This is a genomic window from Trichocoleus sp. FACHB-46 (assembly GCF_014695385.1).
In the GTDB taxonomy this organism is placed as follows: Bacteria; Cyanobacteriota; Cyanobacteriia; order FACHB-46; family FACHB-46; genus Trichocoleus.
Window position 1 is genome coordinate 24462 of record NZ_JACJOD010000076.1, and the last position, 21517, is coordinate 45978.

Below are 21517 nucleotides of genomic sequence, written 5' to 3' on the forward strand. Positions count from 1 at the left end.
GGGCGGCTTTAGGAGGAGATATCGAATCAGTTCAGCAAGGGATAGCCAAAACCCGCCCGTACGAGGTATCTAATTGGTGTCAGGCAATCGCGATTCATAAGGTTCTGCCATCCCTACCACCACATTGCGGAGGCCGACAAAGGGAGTGCGTCCGTGAGCAGCGAGAAGGTTGTCGAGCAGCAGAATATCGCCTTGCTGCCAGGGGAAAATCACCATTTCTTGCTGATAGACTTCACGAATCTCATCCAGAATGGAATCTTCAATGGGCGTTCCATCACCGTAGTAGGCATTGCGAGGCAGTTCTTCCGGGGGAACCACTGCCAGCAAAGACTCTCGCACTGCTGGCGCTAAACTCGATACATGAAACAAATGGGCTTGATTAAACCAAACGCGATCGCCTGTGACTGGATGAGTCGCGATCGCTTGACAGACCTGTCGCGTTCTAAGGCGATCCTCACTGCGCCATTTCCACTCAATTCCTGCTTGCCGACAATAGACTTCTACTTCTGAGTGCTTTGAGGTTTGGAAAACTGTCTGCCAAGGAAGATCTAGACCACCGCCATAGTTGCGAACATACATTACCCGCTTCTCGATGAAGCGCTCCTTAATCTGGGAATCTAATTTTTGGAAAATTATGCGGCTATCCGCGATCGGGGTAGCTCCGTCTTCAACGGCGGGCTGTACGCAGTAAAAGGCGATTCTCAAAGGATAGCTACGGCTATAGGCCATCTCATTGTGGAGGGGAATCCACTGATCAGCTGGATATTCCGTTGAGGTATAGATCTTGCCGCTGACCGTGCTGCGGGGTGTGGAGCGATAGGAGTAATCGAGCAAGGAACCATAAAGAGACTGCATCCATTGTTCAAAAGCGGGCACGCTGTTGATATTGAAGTTGCGAAACAGAATGCCGCCATGTTGCAACAGTTGGGATTCGAGCCACTGCCGCTGATTCAGTGCCCAGGTTTCTAAATTCAAGCCTTCTACTTGGGGTTGAATGATCAGGGGTAAGGGCTGGTCTGGCTGCAGTTGGCTCGTCGTGACTAGTTCTGTCGAAGCCGAAAAACTGACAGCTCGGCGTTTGATGCCTTGGAGTTTGAGACGGGAAGGGGATTCTGGGTGACTCATGGTTTAAAGGTGTTTTTTAAGACCGTTTACGTTTAATTTGGCTGAGTTTTTGTCGCTGAGTGGCTTTAAAGGCTTGCCCTGCCTGCTGTTGCTGCTGTTTCTCGGTTTCGGCTAAGATCTGCGTTAAACGACTCAGGCGGATATCCGGTTGGGCAATGACAGTTTCTAGTAAGGTTTGGTAGAGGCTGGCTAGGCGAGTAATGGCGATCGCCTCAAATTGAGCGGTTTTGTATTCAAAAAAGCCCTCCAACCCAGCCGTGGTTTCCGTGAGATCCAGCTTTAGGTCATGCCGTACCACACCCACATCCAGATCAGACAGTGCTAACTGCAATCCAGGTAACTCAATGCTGGGCATGGGGGTGTTTTGCAGTACAAACCAAGTCTGGAAGAGTGGCGATTGCCCCAGTTGGCGATCGATCTGGAGTTCGGTTACTAGTCGCTCAAACGGCACATCCTGATTGGCATAAGCTCCTAGCGCCGTTTCTCGCACCCGCAGCACCAATTCTCGAAAAGTAGGATCACCAGATAAGTCGGTTCGCAGCACCAGCGTATTCACGAAGAAGCCAATCAAGCCCTCAATCTCTCGGCGATTGCGATTGGCGATCGGGGAACCCACGGCAATATCCATTTGCTGGGTGGCGTAGTGGAGCAAGGCATTGAACCCTGCCAGCAACGTCATAAATAAGGTGGCGTCAGTTTCTTGACTCAACGTTTTCAAAGCGGTAGTCAAGTGAGTTGTGAGGGTGAGAGGATGACGTGCGCCTTGGGAAGTAGCTGGTGCTTCTGGGGAGGTATTGGCGATCGCAAACTTCAGGGGTGGCGGAATCTCCCTAAACTGGGTTTTCCAATAGGCAAGCTGTGATTCCAGCACCTCTCCTTGCAACCATTGACGCTGCCAAACGGCAAAGTCGGCATATTGAATGGGGAGAGGAGTGAGGAGTGTTCGCTGAAAGCGTTCCCGCAGGGTGGGGTGAGGAGCGTTCGCTGAAAGCGTTCCCGCAGGGTGGGGTGAGGAGCGTTCGCTGAAAGCGTTCCCGCAGGGTGGGGTGATAAAAACTGTATATAGCTCGGCGAGTTCTTGCAGGAAGACTCCGATCGACCAAGCATCTGAAATGATATGGTGCAGGCTCATCAGTAGCGTATGGTTGGTATCCGTCAGGCGCAAGAGGGTGAATCGGAAGAGAGGGGCTTGGGTGAGGTCAAAGCGTTGTTGGGTTGCCTTCTGGAGCCACGAGCTGAGATCAGCGTTGTCTTGGCGCAAATCTACCACAGGCAAACTGATCTGGAGTGTCGGCAAAATCACCTGGATCGGTTGCCCTTCCTCGACCACAAACTGTGTCCGTAATACCTCATGCCGTTGAATCAGTGCATTCAAACTTTGCTCTAGCGCTGCAATATTGAGCTGTCCCTGAAGCTGAATTGCGCCTGCACAGTTATAGGACAAATCATCGGGGTTCAGTTGATGCAAGAACCAGAGCCGTTGCTGGGCAAAAGAGAGAGGCAGTTGCTGCCGCTGGGCGAGGCGTTGTAGAGGCGGAACTGCTGTGGTTGTATTGCTGGCTTGCTCTACCTGAACGGCAAATTCCACGATCGTGGGATAAGCAAATATTTGTCGCAGGGAGATGTCAATGCCCAGTGTTTCCCGAATGCGAGAGATCACCTGAGTGGCCAAGAGGGAATGCCCACCCAGTTCAAAGAAATTGTCTTGAATGCCAATAGCTTCAATGCCGAGCAGTTGCGACCAGATCTCAGCCAGTTGTTTTTCGGTAGCGGTGCGAGGTGCAATCAGTTGCGATCGCACTACAGCATCGCCTGTAGGAGCAGGTAAGTTCTTGCGATCGAGCTTGCCATTGGGGGTCAGCGGGATTGAGTCCAAAGCCACAAAGGCAGTGGGAACCATATATTCCGGTAGTCTTGCCTTCAGCCAATCTCGTAACTGAGAAATCAGATCTGGTGTAGCTTCTGCTTGCGGCACAATATAGGCCACCAGTTGCTCACTTTCATCTTGTCCCTCTCGCACGATCACTGCCTGCTCCTGCACGCCAGAATGTTGGCCAAGAGCGGCTTCAATTTCACCCAATTCAATGCGGAAGCCGCGTAGCTTCACCTGATGATCAATGCGTCCCAAGTACTCAATCGTGCCATCGGGAAGATACCGCGCCAAGTCTCCGCTTCTGTAGAGAAGTGAGGAGAGAGGAGAGAGGGGTGAGGAGTGTTCGCTGAAGGGATTGGTAATGAATCGTTCTTGGGTTAACTCAGGACGGTTGAGATAGCCACGAGCGACACCTGCTCCACCCACATACATTTCACCGGGTACACCGATGGGAACTGGTTGCTGATACTGGTTCAGGATATATACCTGGAGGTCTGGAATCGGCTTGCCGACTACACTTTTGGTGGCATCAGAAACCACCATTGAGAGCGGGTGATATGTCACATGCACCGTGGTTTCTGTAATGCCGTACATGTTGACGAGCTGAGGTGATTGATCACCATGCCGCTCAAGCCAGGGCTGCAAGCTGGAATAAGATAGCGCTTCTCCACCAAAAATGACTAAACGGAGACTGAGATCTGGAGACATCCCCAAAGCTGTTTCTGCTTGAATTAACTGGCGGAACGCCGAAGGTGTTTGGTTGAGGACAGTCACCCGTTCTTGGCACAACAACTTATAAAATGCTTCCGGCGATCGCGTGTTCCAATAAGACACCACGACCAATCGCCCACCATACAGCAATGCTCCCCAGATCTCCCAAACGGAGAAGTCAAAGGCGTAGGAGTGAAAGAGCGTCCAAACATCCTGATCGTTGAAGTGGTACCAGGGTTGAGTGGCGGTAAAGAGACGCACGACATTGCGATGGTTGACCAACACGCCTTTCGGTTTACCTGTGGAGCCAGACGTGTAAATGACATAGGCGAGATGGTCGGCTGTCACGCCACTCACCAGATTGTCAAGGCTTTGTTGGCTGATGACGGTAGCATCGCGATCGAGGCAAATTACAGTTTTCTGAATAGATAACTGTTGCTCGTAGCTGCTCATAGTTACCAATACTGGCACCTGAGCATCATGGAGCATGAACGCTAAACGCTCTAGTGGGTAGGAGGGGTCTAACGGCACATAGGCAGCACCTGCTTTGAGAATCGCGAGGATGCCAACGATCATCTCTAGCGATCGCTCAACGCAAAGACCGACCAGCACTTCTGGGCGAACACCGAGCGATCGCAGATAGTGAGCCAGTTGGTTAGCGCGCTGGTTGAGTTCGCTATAGGTGAGAGATTGGTCTTCATAGGTAACCGCGATCGCATTAGGAGTTCGCGCTACCTGGGCTTCAAACAGTTCAACCAGTGTAGATTCTGACTCTAAAGCATCAACCTGTGGATCAGTCTGATTCCAGCTGGTGATCTGCTCCCACTCCGCTGCTGTTAGTAAAGAGAACTCACAAAGATGGCGATCGGGATGCGCCACAACCTGCTCCAACAGATGCTGGAAGTGTCCCAACAGGCGTTGCACGGTGGCTGCTACAAACAGATCGGTGTTGTACTCGATCGCTCCCACCAGACCTTGCTCAGTTTCAGAGAGAGCAAAGAACAAATCTAATGTTGCCGTTTGGGTATCGATCTCCTCCAGGGGTGTCACGGTTAAACCGGGGAGAGCCAGGGGTGGCATTGGGGCGTTTTGTAGGACAAACTTAACCTGGAACAGTGGCGATCGCCCTGAGGCTCGATTGGGGTTGAGGGCTTCTACCAGCGTGTTGAAGGGGAGATCTTGATGGGCGTAGGCATCTACTGTGACTTGGCGTACCCGCGCCAACAATTGCCGAAAGGTAGGGTTTCCAGATAGGTCAGTTCGCAACACCAACTGATTGACAAACAGCCCAATCAGGCGCTCAGTTTCAGTGCGGTTGCGATTGGCGACATCCGTGCCCACGACCACATCCTCTTGCCCACTGTAGTAGTGCAGCAGCAGGTTAAAAGCGGTGAGGAGCGTCATAAATAGCGTCGTACCCTCTTGCTGGCTTAAGGCTTTCAGCGATCGCGTTAGGAAATCTGAAAGCTGCACCGGAAGTTTCGCGCCGTTAAAAGTTTGGGAGGATGGGCGCGACTTGTCTGTGGGCAAATTGAGAATTGGCAGATCCTGTAACTGCTGCTGCCAGTAGGTGAGTTGAGATTTTGCAGCCTCACTCTCTAGCCATTGCCGTTGCCAAACGGCCACATCACCATATTGAATCGGTAATTCTGGCAAAGACACAGGCACTTGACGGTTAAACGCCTGATAGCAAGCCGCCAATTCTTCAATAAATACACCCCGCGACCAACCATCAGCAATCAGGTGATGGAGAACCACCAACAGCACATGGTGAGTCGGATTGAGGCGCAGCAAAACCGCTCGCAGCAAGGGGCCATGAGCGAGGTCAAAGGGGCGCTGAGATTCTTGGAATAGGAGAGATGCCAGCTCAGATTCTTGAGATTCGAGGATTTGGCGATCGCTAATCTCTCTGAGTACTAACTGGCAAGCTAATGTAGGATGAATGACTTGAATCGGTTGACCATCTTGTGTAGTGAAGGTGGTCCGCAGGCTTTCGTGGCGCTGCATGATGGCACTAAAACTTTGCTGAAGGGCGATCGCGTCCAGTGTCCCTTCTAACCGCACAGCAAAGGGAATGTTGTAGAGGCAACTATTGGGTTCTAGCTGTTCAAAAAACCAAATCCGCTCCTGGTCAAAGGATAAGGGTAGCGAATTGCCAGATTGCCGACGCGGAATCATGAAAACCTGAGCAGACTGTTCTCTTTGTTGTTTGAGTCGCTGCTCAAATAGCTTTCGTTGTTCTGGAGAGAGAGCCGCAATTCGTTTAGCCAGGTCATTCATCGTTTCAGCGCTCATGATAATCAAAAGAAACTCAAAGCTGAATATTGGCCTGAAGAGGCAGCCGCGACAGGTTCAGGAGAGAGAGATTGTTGGATGCGATCTTTGAAATGGTTGAGATGCTCCAGACTGGCGATCGCCAAATCAAAGTCAATGCCAAAATCAATTAGGCAGGCGACTTCATCGACCCCAATCTCCCGAAGGCGTTGAATCACGGGTTCACAGGTTTCAACGGTGCCAATTAGGGTTTTGCCGTCGAGATAACGCTCAAAGCCAAATTGCAGCAGCGTCTCAATATCGCTTTCGGTAAATTGCGCTAGGTTAACAGGCAGATTCTCTCGCTTGACCAGGCTTTCAATCAGGTCAAAGTGAGTTTTCAAATAATTACAAAAAGGAGCTTGTACCTGCCGCTTCACCTGCTCATAGTCCTCACCGATAAAGGTATGCATCATTAGCGAGACCTTTCCTGCCGCTGGGTCGTGACCATGCTGAACACGAGATTGCCGATAAAGCTGGATTTTAGGTGCCAGTTCTTCTACCGATGAGTGCAGCAGGGAAGTTAAGACATTGGCACCGAGCCGTCCTGCTTCTGTAAAGGTGTAATCAGAATGGCAGGTAATCCAAATCGGCAGTTTGGGCTGGACTGGGCGAGGCAAGGTGCGAACTTGCACAGGCTGCCCCGATCCATTTTTGCGTTCAATGGTTTGACCTTCCCAGAGTCGTTGCACCGTCTCGATTTCGCGCCACATCACGGCTTGGCGATCGCGGTAATTTTCGGGGAGCAACACAAAGTCATCCACATGCCAGCCATAGGCAAAGGTGAGACCCACCCGACCGTTGGATAAGTTATCCACCACTGCCCATTCTTCGGCCACTCGCAACGGCTCTTGCAGAGGCAAAACAACACTGCCCGATCGCAACTGCACCCGCTCGGTAATCATCGCCAGAGCGGCATTAATCACTGCTGGGTTGGGATACAGTCCGCCAAAATCATGAAAGTGTCGTTCGGGAATCCAGATAGAAGAAAACCCGTGGCGATCAGCGAATTTTGCCCCTTCGGTCAGGAGCCGATATTTATCGGCACTATGGGTAGAACCGTCGCCAGAGAAGTAGAAGAGACCAAACTGCATGATTAATTTAGCGAGAGGTTTCCAATTGGGTTTGAAGTTGCTCAGGCGTGAGATTTTCAATATCTGCCAGGAGTTGCGCGATCGCCTCTAAATCCTCACCTTGCGGTTGCTGAGATTCAATCCACTGCGTCAATTCCGCGATCGTGGAAGCCTCGCTCAACAGCACTCGCAGAGGCAATTCCACCTGGAATAGATCTCGCAATCGAGAGACCGCCTGGACTGCCAAAAGGGAATGCCCACCCAACTCAAAGAAACTGTCATGAATGCCAATCGGTTCAACCCCCAAGAGGTCTTGCCAGATATCAGCAATCTGTTGTTCTACGGCACTGTGAGGCGCTGCATAGGCACTGTGGGGCAGGAGGTGATGCCGCGATCGCCCTTCTGATGCGGAGACAAACTGATCGATAGAAGCAGACTGAGTTTGCTGCAACACCGCTTGCTGATGCTGCTCAACCACGGCCTGGAGATCTTGGGTCGAGACAATCACCTGCGGCAAGCCACTGTGGAGAATTCGTTGGAAGACCTCAACGCCCTCCTCTGTGGTCAATCCCTGCTGTAAACTGGCTGCTCGCTGTTGCTGCAAGGCTTCTGGAAGCGTTGTATTTACTGCCATGCCGACCTGTTGCCAGGTATCCCAATTAATCGCGATCGCCGGAGAGCCATATTTCGCTGTCCAATAGTGAGCGAACGCATCGAGGAAGGCATTGGCGGCACAGTAATCAGTCTGTCCGAATTCGCCAATGATGCTGCTGAGGGAAGAACACAGGCAGAGGAAATCCAGCGAGATGCCTTGTAGTACTTCCTCCAAAACGAGGGTTCCTTGCACTTTCGGCGCGAGAACAGATGCAGCGGCTTCAGATGTTTTCAGTTGGGCAATGCCACCTCCCGCAATCCCGGCGGCATGAATTACTCCGTTTAGCCTGCCAAAGCGTTGCAGCGTTTGAGCGATCGCATCTTTCATCTGTTCTCGATTCGTTACATCTGCTTGAACGACCAGAACTTCTGCGCCCAAGGACTCCAATGCTTGTAGGGTTTGAGATTCTGCTTGTCCCGAACGGCTGACTAAAACTAGCTTGGCCTGCACCGATTCAGCCAGATAGTGAGCCAGAGATAAACCAATGCCGCCCAATCCTCCGGTAATCAGGTATACACCACCCGGTTGCAATTGAATTTGAGGGATTGATGAGGATTCCAGAGAGACAGGTTCTAGAGATTGCACCCAACGATGCCGCCCTCTGTAGGCAATCTGTTGAAAGGATGACTCTGGAGCATTGGAACCAATTTCTGCGGTGAGTTGCGCCCCCCTAGCCCCCCAATGCTGGGGGGAACAAGAATCGAGGTCGATGTGAGAGCAAGTCAGGTTGGGCTGTTCTCTAGGCAAGACACGACAGAAGCCTAAACTGGTGGCTGCGGCTGGATCAAGCACTTCTTGACCTGTGATGTCGTATAGGTTTTGCGTAGTTAGGATTAGCCGCACCGGATCGCTAAAATTCTGTTGCGTCAAAGCTTGGGACAGATAAAGCAGACTGTAGAATCCTAAAGATTGCTGATCTTCAGGCGATCGCGCTTCTCCCTCTAAGTTCCAGCAGTGAGCGATCGCCGTTGGCTGTTGAGAGATTGTCTGAAAGAGTGTTTGATAGTCTTCTGGCGTTTGGGGATTGATGGTGTAGGTGTGCTCATCTTTCTGAGTAAAGCGATCGCCCATCATCACGATCGCCACTGTATGTCCCGCTTGTTCTAATTGACTGGCAAGCTCAGATCCAACGCCTGATGAGTCTGCCAAGATCAGGTAGTGCTGGGGAGGGGCGATCGCGGGTGCGACTAGCGGCGATTGCTGCCAAGAAGGGACATACAACCAATCGCTCATGTGGGGCTTTTTGCCTAACGTTGGGGCTGCTGGCGTGGAATTTGTCTGCTTGCTAGGCGGATCAATCCAGTAGCGTTGACGCTCAAAGGGATAGGTGGGCAGGGGTAAACGTCGCCGTTGCTCATGGGCATAGAAGCTTAACCAGTCAATTTCTACGCCTGCCAACCACAGCCGTCCTAAAACATTGAGCAAGAAAGCAATATCTGATTCGATATCCTTCGGAGCATCTTTGGGATGACGCAGAGAGGAAAGAACAATTTGTCCGCTGGCTTGCGATTGATGCTGGCGGATCAGGGTGCTGAGGGTGCGACCGGGGCCAACTTCAAGCAGAATGCAGTTTGGCTCTTGCAACAGTTGGCTGACTCCTGCCGAAAAGCGTACTGGTTGCCGTAGATGCTGCACCCAATAGTCAGGGCTGGTTGCTTCTGCTGGGGTCATCCAGGTGCCTGTCAGGTTCGACAGTAGCCGCAGAGTCGGAGGCTGCAACTTCACCTGACTCACCGCTGCTCGGAAAGAGACCAAAATCGGTTCCATCATGGCAGAGTGGAATGCGTGAGATGTGTGGAGCAAGCGACATTCTACGTTTTGGGCGGTTAGGCGATCGCGCAATTCTTCAATCGCCGTCATCGTACCCGATACTACACATAGATTCGGGGCATTGATGGCTGCTAAGGAGATCTCCTCGTTTAGCCAGGGTTTGATTTGTGTCTCAGATAGTGAAACCGCTAGCATTGAACCCGTGGGTAGGGATTGCATGAGCTGACCCCGTTTTGCCACCAAGCTGAGAGCATCCTCAAAGGAGAACACACCCGCCAAACAAGCCGCGATATATTCGCCCACACTATGCCCAGTCAAGGTTTGCGGCCGTACTCCCCACGACATCCAGAGTTGCGCTAGGGCATATTCCACTAAGAAAATCGCAGGTTGAGCGATCGCCGTCTGTTGTAGCTGTTCGGTGACATCGGTTTCTGAGCGATATAGGAGATCTTGTAAATCTACTCCTAACGTGGATTTCAACAGCTCGGAGCCGCGATCGACCCACTCTTGGAAGATAGGTTCAGTTTGATAGAGATCCCGCCCCATACCAACATATTGCGTTCCCTGTCCTGGAAATAGGAAGGTAATGGAGCGACTTTGCGGCGCTTCTATGTGGGTGACAATCTGTTTGGGATCTTGCGATCGCAAGATTTGGATTGCTTCAGCGTTATCCTGACAGACTACCATCCGCCGATGATTAAACCGCTGCCGTCCTACCTGGAGAGTATAGGCAGCATCCGCCAAATCTTGCTCTGGGTGCTGGGCTAAATGATCGCTCAAGCGAGTCGTTGCGGCATCTAAGGCAGAGGCAGTTTTAGCAGATAACAAAAGCAGTTGCCAGGGTCGGAAAGTACCAGATGAGGGGAGTTTTGGCGCTTCTTCGAGTACCGCATGGGCATTCGTGCCACCAATTCCAAACGAACTCACCCCCGCCCGTCGCGGTATATGATTCGTTTTCCAATCTGTGAGTTTGGTATTCACATAAAACGGACTGTTGGCAAAATCAATTTGCGGATTCGGTTGCTCAAAATGCAGACTCGGCGGAATTTGTTGGTGATGAAGCGCCAGTGTTGTTTTGATCAGGCTGGTCACACCCGCTGCCGCATCCAAATGGCCGATATTTGTCTTAACGGAACCGATCGCGCAGAACTGTTTTTTCTGAGTTTGGCTGCGGAAGGCTTGCGTCAGGGCGCTAATTTCAATCGGATCGCCTAATGCAGTTCCAGTGCCGTGAGTTTCGATATAGCTAACGGTCTCTGGTTCAATCTCTGCCACTGCCAGGGCTTCCGCGATCGCCTCGGCTTGTCCTTCCACGCTGGGAGCCGTATATCCCACTTTCACCGCGCCATCATTGTTGATCGCAGCGCCCTTAATTACGGCATAGATCATGGCTCGGTCGGCGATCGCATCTTCCAATCGCTTCAGTACCACCACACCGACACCATTACCTGCCACGGTTCCCGCTGCCTGAGCATCAAAGGCGCGACAGTGACCATCGGGGGAGAGAATGCCGCCTGTTTGGTGTAAATATCCGGTGCGATGAGGCACGGAGATCGTTACTCCACCTGCCAAAGCCATATCACACTGGTAGCTGAGCAAGCTCTGACAAGCCAGATTAGTGGCGACCAAAGAGGTAGAGCAAGCGGTTTGAATATCGAGGCTCGGTCCCTTTAAGTTGAGCTTGTAAGAAACTCGTGTGGTGAGATGATCCTTTTCATTGCCGATTACGGTTTGATAGCCGTGGGTTTGATCTAGCAGATGTGGATGTCCCGCCAGATTAAAAACTAAATAGCTATCCCAACCGACGCCTGCATAGACCCCGATCCGCCCGTCAAAGCGTTGCGGATCATATCCAGCGTGTTCTAATCCTTCCCAGGCACACTCCAAAAACAAGCGCTGTTGGGGGTCTAGCGTCTCCGCTTCCCGGGGGCTATAGCCAAAGAAGGTTGCATCAAATTGATCAATGCCTTCTAAAATAGCACCCGCTTTCACATAGTTGGGATGCTGTAAGAGATCAGGATCGACTCCCGCAGCCAACAATTCCTCATCGCTAAACCAGGCGATCGCTTCTACGCCATTTTGCAAGTTGTGCCAGAATTCCTGAATGTTTTTCGCGCCTGGAAAGCGACCTGTCATGCCGATAATGGCGATTCCATCGAGTGAGTTGGTCGTCATGGATTTCGTTCTCGCGATGAATGAAGGTTAGAGGCGAAGAGAGACGTTAGCGCCTTGCAGATCTGCTAGCCTGTCGGTCTTGTAAAGCGGCTTTGCGACGTTGGGCTCGGTCATAAACAGGCTGCAAATCGGTTGGGATGTCTTGCTGATTGAGATACTGCGCCAACGATCGCACGGTTGGATATTTGAACAAATCAATGACGGCGATCTCTCGCTTCAAACTTGATTGCAGCGCATGTTGTACCTGAATCACTAAAAGAGAATGTCCGCCCAATTCAAAGAAGTTGTCATCAATGCCGACTTGCTCTACTGCCAAAGCAGTTTGCCAAATGCCTGCGATCGCTTGCTCTAGCTCATTTTGCGGTGCGACATAGTTGACTTCAAGTGTGGGGCGATCGCCTTCTGGAGCGGGGAGTGAGCGGCGATCTATCTTACCGTTGGGAGTGAGCGGAAACGCGTCCAACATCACATAAGCAGCAGGCAACATGTAAGCAGGGAGCCGCTGTGTGAGAAAATCGCGTAACTCTTGCTGGGCTTCAGGGTTGCTGTTAACTAGGACCACATAAGCAACCAAACGAACTTGACCCGGTTGATCTTCTCGCGCCACCACCAAAGCTTCTTGCACATTAAGATGTTGAGCGAGGGCCGCTTCAATTTCTCCCAACTCAATCCGAAAACCCCGAATTTTAGCCTGATTATCCACCCGTCCTAAGAACTCTAAATGTCCATCAGTGCGGTAGCGGACGCGATCGCCAGTTTTGTAGAGAAGTGAGGAGTGAGGGGGGAGGAGTGAGGAGGAGTGAGGGAGAGCTTGGAATGGGTTGGGGATAAATCGCTCGTTGGTGAGATCAGGGCGATTGAGGTAGCCTCTGGCGATACCTGCGCCACCGATATAGAGTTCAGCAGGAATTCCAATAGGTACGGGTTGTTGATGGGTATCCAGCACATACAGTTGCACATTGGGAAGCGATCGCCCAATGGGAACCTCCTGCTCAAATGGCACAGCCCGTGGCCCCGCAATATCGCAATAGGTCGCTGTTACCGTGGTTTCTGTTGGCCCGTAGGCATTCACTAATCGGATCTGCGAATTTGCGTGTTGCTTCCACAGATGCACTGAGTCAGGGAGTGCCTTTTCACTCCCAATCATCACCAGTCGCACCGATTCGGGTAGGGTGAGGGTTGCCGTAGAGAGAGCATGAACCAGTTGTTGCCAAAAGGCGGTTGGCAAATTTAGAACAGTAATGGCTTGGTGACGACACTGCTGCAAGAAACTAGCCATTGACTCAATCATGGAACCTGTGCGCAAAACCAGAGTTGCTCCTGCTGCCAAGGTTGGAAAAATCTCTTCTACTGCCACATCAAAGCTAATCGAGGCAAATTGCAGCACCCGATCGCCTGGTTTAATTTCGTAGATCTGAATGGCACTATCAACAAAGTGAGTTAGCGATCGCCGCTTAATCATCACGCCCTTGGGCTTACCTGTAGAGCCAGAAGTGTAGATGAGATAAGCTAAATCGTCTTCTGTCGCGGCACAAGGGGGAGTAATGATAGGATACTGGGCAACCTCCATCCAGCTTGTGTCGAGGTTGATGCGCTGAAGGCTTGAAGGAACAGATAAAGTGATATCTTGTTGAGTCAGCAAGACGGCAACCTGGGCATCTTTCAGCATGAACAAGAGACGTTCTTCTGGATAGTTGGGGTCCAGTGGTACATAAGCGCCCCCAGCCTTAAGAATTGCCAGAATGCTAATAATCAGATTAGGCGATCGCTCTAAACAAACTCCTACAAACGTGCTTTTTGCTACTCCTAAGCTTTGCAAATAGTGAGTAAGCTGATTAACACGCTCATTTAGTTCTCTGTAAGTTAATGATGTCTCTGCATCAACTAGCGCTGGCATATCCGGAGTGGCGATCGCCTGTTGCTCAAATCGTTCCTGGAAGGGTAGTTGTGGCAGATCATGAGCTTCTGAGTTCCAATCCACCAAAAGCTGTTGACGCTCGGCAGATGGCAGAATTGGCAGCGTGGCGATCGATTGATCGGGTGTTTGAAGAATACTAGTGAGGAGAGTCTGGAAATGCTCTACAAAGCGGGCGATCGCTACCTGATCAAACAAATCGGTGCTGTATTCCACCCAGCCCATCAGTGTACCGTGGCGCTCTTCCATATCCAAGCTGAGGTCAAACTGAGAGGTTCCCGTATCCACATCTAAGGATTCTAAGGAAAGCCCTGCAAACTCTAGGCTAGAAGCTGGCATGTTTTGCAGCGAAAACCAGGTTTGGAAGAAAGGGTTGCGGCTGATATCGCGATCGGGATGCAGTTGTTGCACAAGTTGATCGAAGGGTAAATCTTGATGCAGATAAGCATCTAACGCTACCCGTCGCACTCGCTTCAACAGTTCTTGAAAGCTGGGATTACCGCTTAATTCAGTTCGCAACACAATGGTATTGACGAAGCAACCCATCAAGTCTTCCAGCGCAGGCTGATTGCGGTTGGCAATAGGAGAACCGACCAATAGATCGGTTTGACCACTGTAGCGATATAGCAATACCTTAAAGGCTGCCAACAGCGTCATAAACAGCGTCACGCCTTCTCGCTGACTCAACGCTTTGAGCGCAGTAGTTTGATCAGCCGAGAGGGTAAAGGCAAGTTTAGCGCCTCGGAAACTGGGTACGGCTGGGCGTGGATAAGTCGTGGGCAGTTGCAGTACAGGTAATCCCTCTAACTGCTGCTGCCAATAGGCTTGATGTGGTTGGAAGGCTCCGGTTTGCCACTGTTGCCGCTGCCACAGCGCGAAGTCTACATATTGAATGGGTAACCCTGGGAGAGCAGGAGCTTGGCCTAACTGAATGGCTTCGTAGTGAACCGCTAATTCCTCAATCAATACCCGTGTCATCGACCAACCATCGGCGATCGTGTGATGGAAGGCGAGCAATAACACATGATGAGTGTCACTCAAGCGCAACAACTGCACCCGCCAAAGAGGATACTGCTCTAGATCAAAAGGTTTGCTGGCCTCCGATTGCAGCAGCGATCGCAGTTCTGTTTCTGGATCATCAAGTGATGTGCAATCCACAATTGCCAGTTGGAATGCCAAGTCAGGCTCAATGATCTGCACAGGTTGTTTATCCTGGGAGACAAAGCGAGTCCGCAGAATTTCATGGTGTTGAGCGATCGCCTGCAAACTCTGCTCTAGCACCGGAACGGATAACGCCCCGGTGAGCTGAATTGCCACGGGCAGATTGTAGAACGGGCTATCTGGCTCCAGTTGATGCACAAACCAGAGACGTTGTTGGGCAAAAGATAAGGGATAGGTGTCAGCAATCGCATCCCGTTTGGGAATGCCTGAGTGCGATCGCTCAACCCCTTCTCCAATCTGAGCTAGAATCCGCTGTGTCAATTCTGTCAGACTCACATCATCTAAGAAATCGATCGCGGAAATCGTCACTCCTAGATTGATCTCTAGATCATTTTTCAGCGTCACCGCCATAATCGAGTCAATCCCCAGCGTGTTTAGGGGTTGCTTATGATTGATTTGATCAGGATGCACCCCTACCACAGAAGCCACCTGCCGCTGGAGTTCAGCTTGCAAAACAGCTTGCCGGTCTGCGGGAGCGATCGCCAACAAGCCAGCGCGAGTTAATTCATTCGCTGCACTGCCATCGTGTATGACATCGATAATGCTGCTACCCGCAACAGCTAAACTTCCCGCTAAAAAATCAGCGCGACAGGCGCGACGTTGAATTTTGCCACTGGTGGTTTTGGGGATATGTCCCGGTTTTAGCAACACCACCGCATACACCTGCACTTCAAAAGCTTGGGCGATCGCGCCTCGAATCGCGCCTGTCACTTCCTCAATGTCAGGCTGCTGGCGAAACTCTAATTCCTGAACGACAACTAAGCGTTCTTCCTGATTTACCTCAACGGTAAACGCAGCCCCAGCTCCAGGTCTCAAAGAAGGATGGCTTTGCTCGGTAGTACGCTCAATATCTTGCGGATAGAAATTGCGACCGCGAATGATGACCAGGTCTTTTACCCGTCCGGTGATAAACAGTTCTCCCTCTTGCAAGAAGCCGAGATCTCCAGTTCTCAAGAAGGGGCCTGCACCTGTATCCGCTAGATAAGCCCCAAAAGTTGACTGAGTTTCTTCAGGGCGATTCCAGTAGCCTTGACCGACGCTGGGGCCTGCTACCCAGACTTCCCCGACTTGACCATCTATACAGGACGTCAAGTTTTGGGGATGGGCGATCGCCACGGTTTGATCCGGGATACTTTGACCGCAACCCACCAGCAAGCGCGTGTCCTCGGTTTCGGATGTGGCCTCAAGGATCTGATCTTGCTCTAGGGCGATCGCTTGCACTGTTTTGATTGGTGGTGCGCTCGCAGATGAACCGCCTGATACCATTAATGTTGCCTCTGCCATGCCATAGCAAGGATAAAAGGCTTCTGGGCGAAATCCGCATTCGGCAAAGGTTTCAGCAAAGGCTTTCAGTGTTTCACCCCGCACAGGTTCTGCACCATTAAAGGCTACTTTCCAGTTGCTTAAATCCAGAGTTTGTCGCTGTTCTGGCGTGATTTTTTGCGCACAAAGGTCGTAGGCAAAATTGGGGCCGCCGCTGGTCGTGGCTTTGTAGCGGGAGATCGCCTGGAGCCAACGATAAGGGCGCTGCAAAAACGTCGCAGGTGGCATCAGCACACAAGGAAACCCACCATAGAGCGGTTGTAAGATCCCCCCGATCAAGCCCATATCGTGATAAGCAGGCAACCAGGAGACAAACACGCTCTCAGGAGTATGCCCCATATATTGATAGGTCGTAGCGGCGTTGTGGAGTAAGTTGCCGTGGCTGACCATCACCCCCTTGGGAGTACCGGTGGAGCCAGAAGTATATTGTAGAAAAGCCAGCGTATCCTTGTCTAATTGCGGCTCTTGCCAATCGTTTGCCAGATGCTTTGGTAGTTGATCAGTCGTCAACCATTGCAGCGAATCTAGTGCCGTATGCTCGCTTAGCAAAGATTGAATCTTATCAACCAAACTAGAAGTGGTGAGGGCGATCGCAGCTTCGGCATCCTGCACCATGCTGAGGATTCGAGGGGTATTGCGAGCATTGCGGGGGGGATACGCCGGAACTGCTACAACCCCTGCATAGAGACAGCCAAAGAAGGCGGTTAGATAATCTAACCCAGGGGGATATAACAGTAATGCCCGTTCTCCTTGCAAGTTCAAGGCTTGGAGTTGAGCCGCGATCGCTCGACTTCGTTGAGCAAAGTCTGCATAAGTGAGCCAGTCTGACTCAGTTTCGCCATCCGCTAAGAATGTAAATGCTTGTTGGTTCGATTGCTGGGATGCCCGCTCACAGAGCAGTTCCATCATCGTTGAATAACCAATTGCCAATTCCAGATGATGCTGAGTCACACTTTACCTTCCTTGTAGATGCATCAGGCAGAAAACTGAGGGCTGATGTGAGTCATCACTCCTCGAGCCGATTGGAACTGGGCGTGACGATCGCGATCCCGTTGGTCATTCCAAAATTCAAGCCAAGGAGATGAGTCAATAGATTGCTAAAAATTCCGTTGAATGACTGATTGCCTTGTCAGGCAAGGCTTCTAGCGTTTTAGCCAGCCATGATGTAATCGCTAAATTGAAACATTTCTAGAATTTCAAGATAAACACAAACTGTTGGTAAATGACATTAGTTCTCAATTAATATAGGTTCAACTTAAACCCTTGGCAACCCCTAAAAGAAAATTATTGTCAACTAGGAGCAAGTTTTATCTAGCCATCCATCCAATCTCCTACCTTTGAACCCACTTGGAATATCTTCCAAGTACTGGCAGTGAATGGAATACAGGATTGAATCAAATTTCTTGACACAATTTTGTTGAGAACTATTCTAAGTGTAGTAAGATGCCATTCAGACTTCCTATGACTTCTAATTGAGAATTAGTCTAGTCAAGGTTCTAGATACCCAGCGAGTTCATCGTTGATGAGGTGTCTCAGAATATGCTGCTGATAAATCAGCCAGTTGCAGTTAACGTGCTTTTCATTAGATACGTGAGGAGATATGACCAGTAGACCGCAGTTCCTGAGTTGTAGCCTTGGCCTGCTTGGGGTGGTGCCCGCTCTGATTGCTAGCCCTGCTTGGGCACAGAGCAGCCAAATTACAAACGTTCAACTAAATCCCAAGGATGGCGGCTTAGAAGTTGTCTTGGAAACCAGCAATGGTGCTGCGGTTCGAGCTTTGACCACCAGTTCTGGAAATACGCTCACCACGGATATCACAAATGCACAACTGCGCTTAGCGGGCCAAGAATCTTTTCGTCAAACCAATCCAGCGACGGGTATTGCCGAAGTCACTGTCACCTCACTGACCACAAATAGCGTACGGGTGACAATCGTTGGAGAGTCGGCTGTCCCCATCAGTGCGCTAACTCGTCAGGGAAATACAGTATTTTTAAACATCAATTCTGCGGGCGCGATCGCGACTGAAACATCTCCCACAGAATCCAACACGACAGAATCTGCCACCACTGAAACAAATACAACCGAGGCAGATACAACCGGGGCAGATACTGAAACCACCACAGAAGCGGAAGCTACTACTGAAGACGATAGTGCCGCAGATAGTAGCGCTGATGATGAGAGCGCTGAGGGTGAGAGTGATGCAATTCGGATTGTCGCGACCGATGATGAGGAGGAAGGTTACACAGTTAGACGCGCCACCTCTGCCACCAGAACAGAAGCTCCGCTGCGAGATACACCCCGTTCAATCCAGGTGGTACCAGAGCAAGTCTTAGAAGATCAGCGAGCAATTCGCGTTGGGGAGGCGCTCCAGAACGTTGCGGGTGTCGCTCAAGATGATAGCTTTGGAGGAACGCGCGATCGCTTTACCATTCGCGGATTCTCTCAGGACACCTTTTTGCGGAATGGCTTCCGCCAAAACCAACGCAGCTTACGAGAAAGCGTCAACGTTGAGCGGATTGAAGTTTTGCGCGGCCCAGCTTCGGTTCTCTATGGACAGCTAGAACCTGGCGGGGTAGTCAACCTGGTTACTGAGCAACCCTTATTTGATCCCGCTTATAGTGCTGAGTTATCGGTTGGTAGTTTTGGGCTGTTCCGTCCCAGCGTAGACCTAACAGGCCCAGTTAATAACGATGGTTCGGTGCGCTATCGCCTCAACGCTGTGTTTGAAGGCGGCGGTAACTTCCGCGATTTTGATCAAGATACCGATCGCTTCTTTGTGGCTCCTGTTCTGGCTTGGGATATTGGCGATCGCACCTCTGTAGTGTTTGAGGCTGACTACCTCAAAGACAAGCGCCCCTTTGACCGAGGCATTGTCGCCATTGGTGAAGGAATTGCCGATATCCCCTACGATCGCGTGTTGGGTCATCCCGATGACGAAGGTGAAGTTGAAGAATTTTCGGTTGGTTACCAGCTAGAACATGAACTCAACGATAACTGGAAAATCCGCAACGGTTTACGGTTTACCAAGGCGGATACCTTTGACTACCGCGCTGACTCCTGGTTTATTCAAGATAGCGGTCAACTCGATCGCCGCTTCTTATCTAACGATGACGAGTCAGACACCCTAGACGTGCAGACCAACATCACCGGGAAGTTTTCGACGGGTGCGATCGACCACACCCTCTTGGTTGGGGTAGATTTTGGTCGGACATCGCGAGAAGGGACACAAAAATCTTTACCTGGTGATCCTGACTTCCCGATTGATATCTTTAATCCGGTTTATGGCGATCGCCCTGATATCTCGGAACTGACTGAGCCAGTTCGGGACGATGGCAGTCGGATCAATACGGTAGGGCTTTATCTGCAAGACCAAATTGACCTGACTGATAACTTGATCTTGCTTGCGGGTGGACGCATCGACTTCTTTGATCAATCCACCACCAACAACTTGTCAGGCCGAGAGTTTGAGCAGGACGATAATGCCTTCAGTCCACAAGTTGGTTTGGTCTACCAGCCAATTGAACCGATTTCTCTTTATGGCAGCTTCAGCCGCTCCTTTGTCCCCTCTCGATCCATCCGGGCCGACGGCTCTCCCCTAGATCCCGAACGTGGTACTCAGTATGAAGTTGGGGTGCGGGGTGAGTTTCTAGATGGTCGGTTGGTTACGAACTTAGCTGCTTTTGAGCTGACGAAAACCAACATTGCCACCCGTGACCCCAACAACAGACGCTTTAGCGTGCCTGTCGGTGAAGTGCGTAGCCGAGGGATTGAACTGGATGTCACCGGAGAGCTAGCTCCAGGTTGGAATGTCATTGCCTCCTATGCCAACATTGATGCCGAAATCACCAAAGATAACTTGTTGACCGTAGGCAATCGGCTGACCAACGTTCCCCGCAACAGTGGCAGCTTATGGTCTACCTATGAGATTCAGAGCGGCAACTTGCAAGGCTTCGGCTTTGGGGCTGGCTTGTTCTTTGTGGGCGATCGCGCAGGGGATCTCGATGCTACCTTTGAGCTACCTAGCTATGTCCGCACCGATGCGGTTGTCTTCTACCGTCGGGATAACTGGCGAGCTGCGATTAACATCAAGAACCTGTTTGATATCAATTATGTCGAGAACAGTGAAGGCTTCCGCGAATATATCAGCCCCGGCGAGCCCCTCACGATCATTGGTTCCTTGTCTGTATCGTTCTAAGGATACCTAACCCCCAGCCCCTTCCCTATGAGGGAAGGGGAGCTAGAGATATTTGATCCATATTTTACGTATGTCATGAACATGCTCAGGGTGGTTCGACAACTCAAGTTCTACTCACAAGAGATGGGAAAGATCTGGCGATCGCAACTGCCATCAGTCATGCAGGGATATCGCGATCGCTGGCTGCGGTTGAGTCTGCTGCTCTTGCTCACCCTCATGACAACAGTTGCCTGTGGTCGAGATGTCGTTTCTGATTCTGACTCTCAACCGTCATTAAGCACTCCTACCACTACCGAGACGCGATCGGTTCAACATGCGATGGGGACGACTCAAGTGCCTGCCGCTCCCCAGCGAGTTGTGTCTTTGAGTTGGTTAGATACTGTGCTCTCCCTCGGTGTACAACCGATTGGTAGCAACCAAGTGAATGACTCTTATCTGCAGGAGCGGGCGGCGGGTATTCCCAATGTGGGGCGGTCTGGTGCTCCGAGTCTAGAAAAGATTTTGGCACTCAAGCCTGATCTGATTTTGGGGTGGCAGACAGACCACAAAGCCATCTATCCGCAATTGTCTCGCATTGCGTCTACGGTAATTGATAGTGGAGAGGGTAGCGGAGCTTGGAAGAAGACATTGCAACTTTATGCCCAAGCCCTTGGCAAAACGGCTGAAGCTGAGCAACTAATGGCCAAGTACAAAGCCCGTTTAGCAGAGTTCAAACAAAAGATGGGTGCCTCTGGTTCCCAGCCAGATCAAACCCAGGTATCAGTGGTGCGTGTTTATCCAGATGGCATCAGCCTTTATTTAAAGGACTCCTTCTGTGGCACGATTTTGGCGGATGCGGGGTTATCTCGTCCGTCTACTCAAAGTTTGAGTGCTTCAGAAGCAAAGGCTTTGGGTGGCAATCCGGTGCAGTTGTCGATTAGTCGAGAGCTATTGAGTCAGGCAGATGGAGATGTCTTGTTTGTCTGGACAGGGGAGAATGATGCCAAATCAGCTCAGGCTGCTCAGAAGCAATTGGAGCAACTCAAGTCTGATCCCCTCTGGGCGAATCTAAAAGCTGTGAAACAAAACCGTGTTTATCAAGTACCCAAGTACTGGATTGGCAGTGGCCCGATCGCAGCCAATTTGGTTATTGATGACTTGTTCAAATATTTGGTCGATGAGGCTTAGA

The 21517-nt window shown here is 51.0% G+C and carries 7 protein-coding genes; 2 read left to right on the forward strand and 5 right to left on the reverse strand.

Translation table 11 applies throughout. The features are described from left to right. Window positions 1-69: 69 nt before the first annotated feature. The 5 genes from H6F72_RS27475 to H6F72_RS27495 are packed head-to-tail and all read right to left on the reverse strand — an operon-like array spanning window position 70 to window position 17105. A complete protein-coding gene (locus H6F72_RS27475; protein ID WP_190442893.1) occupies window positions 70-1125 on the reverse strand; it encodes a TauD/TfdA family dioxygenase in 1056 nt (351 codons plus the stop codon). A gap of 16 nt (window positions 1126-1141) precedes the next feature. After that, entirely contained in the window at window positions 1142-6004 is a 4863-nt protein-coding gene (locus H6F72_RS27480) for a non-ribosomal peptide synthetase (RefSeq protein ID WP_190442895.1), read from the reverse strand. 5 nt (window positions 6005-6009) lie between these two features. Continuing rightward, window positions 6010-7116, reverse strand: coding sequence for an LLM class flavin-dependent oxidoreductase (locus H6F72_RS27485; RefSeq protein ID WP_190442897.1), 1107 nt, complete (start codon window positions 7114-7116; stop codon window positions 6010-6012). A 7-nt stretch (window positions 7117-7123) separates the two neighbouring features. After that, on the reverse strand, window positions 7124-11695 hold the full coding sequence (locus H6F72_RS27490) for a type I polyketide synthase (protein ID WP_190442899.1): 4572 nt from the start codon (window positions 11693-11695) through the stop codon (window positions 7124-7126). A gap of 46 nt (window positions 11696-11741) precedes the next feature. Then, entirely contained in the window at window positions 11742-17105 is a 5364-nt protein-coding gene (locus H6F72_RS27495) for an amino acid adenylation domain-containing protein (RefSeq protein WP_348252367.1), read from the reverse strand. 649 nt (window positions 17106-17754) lie between these two features. Here H6F72_RS27495 and H6F72_RS27500 point away from each other — a divergent pair. After that, window positions 17755-20349: a TonB-dependent receptor gene (locus H6F72_RS27500; RefSeq protein WP_190442901.1), complete on the forward strand. Its 2595-nt coding sequence runs from the start codon at window positions 17755-17757 to the stop codon at window positions 20347-20349. A gap of 81 nt (window positions 20350-20430) precedes the next feature. Then, complete coding sequence (locus H6F72_RS27505) at window positions 20431-21516, forward strand: ABC transporter substrate-binding protein (protein ID WP_199299352.1); 1086 nt, start codon at window positions 20431-20433, stop codon at window positions 21514-21516. Window position 21517 lies beyond the last annotated feature (1 nt).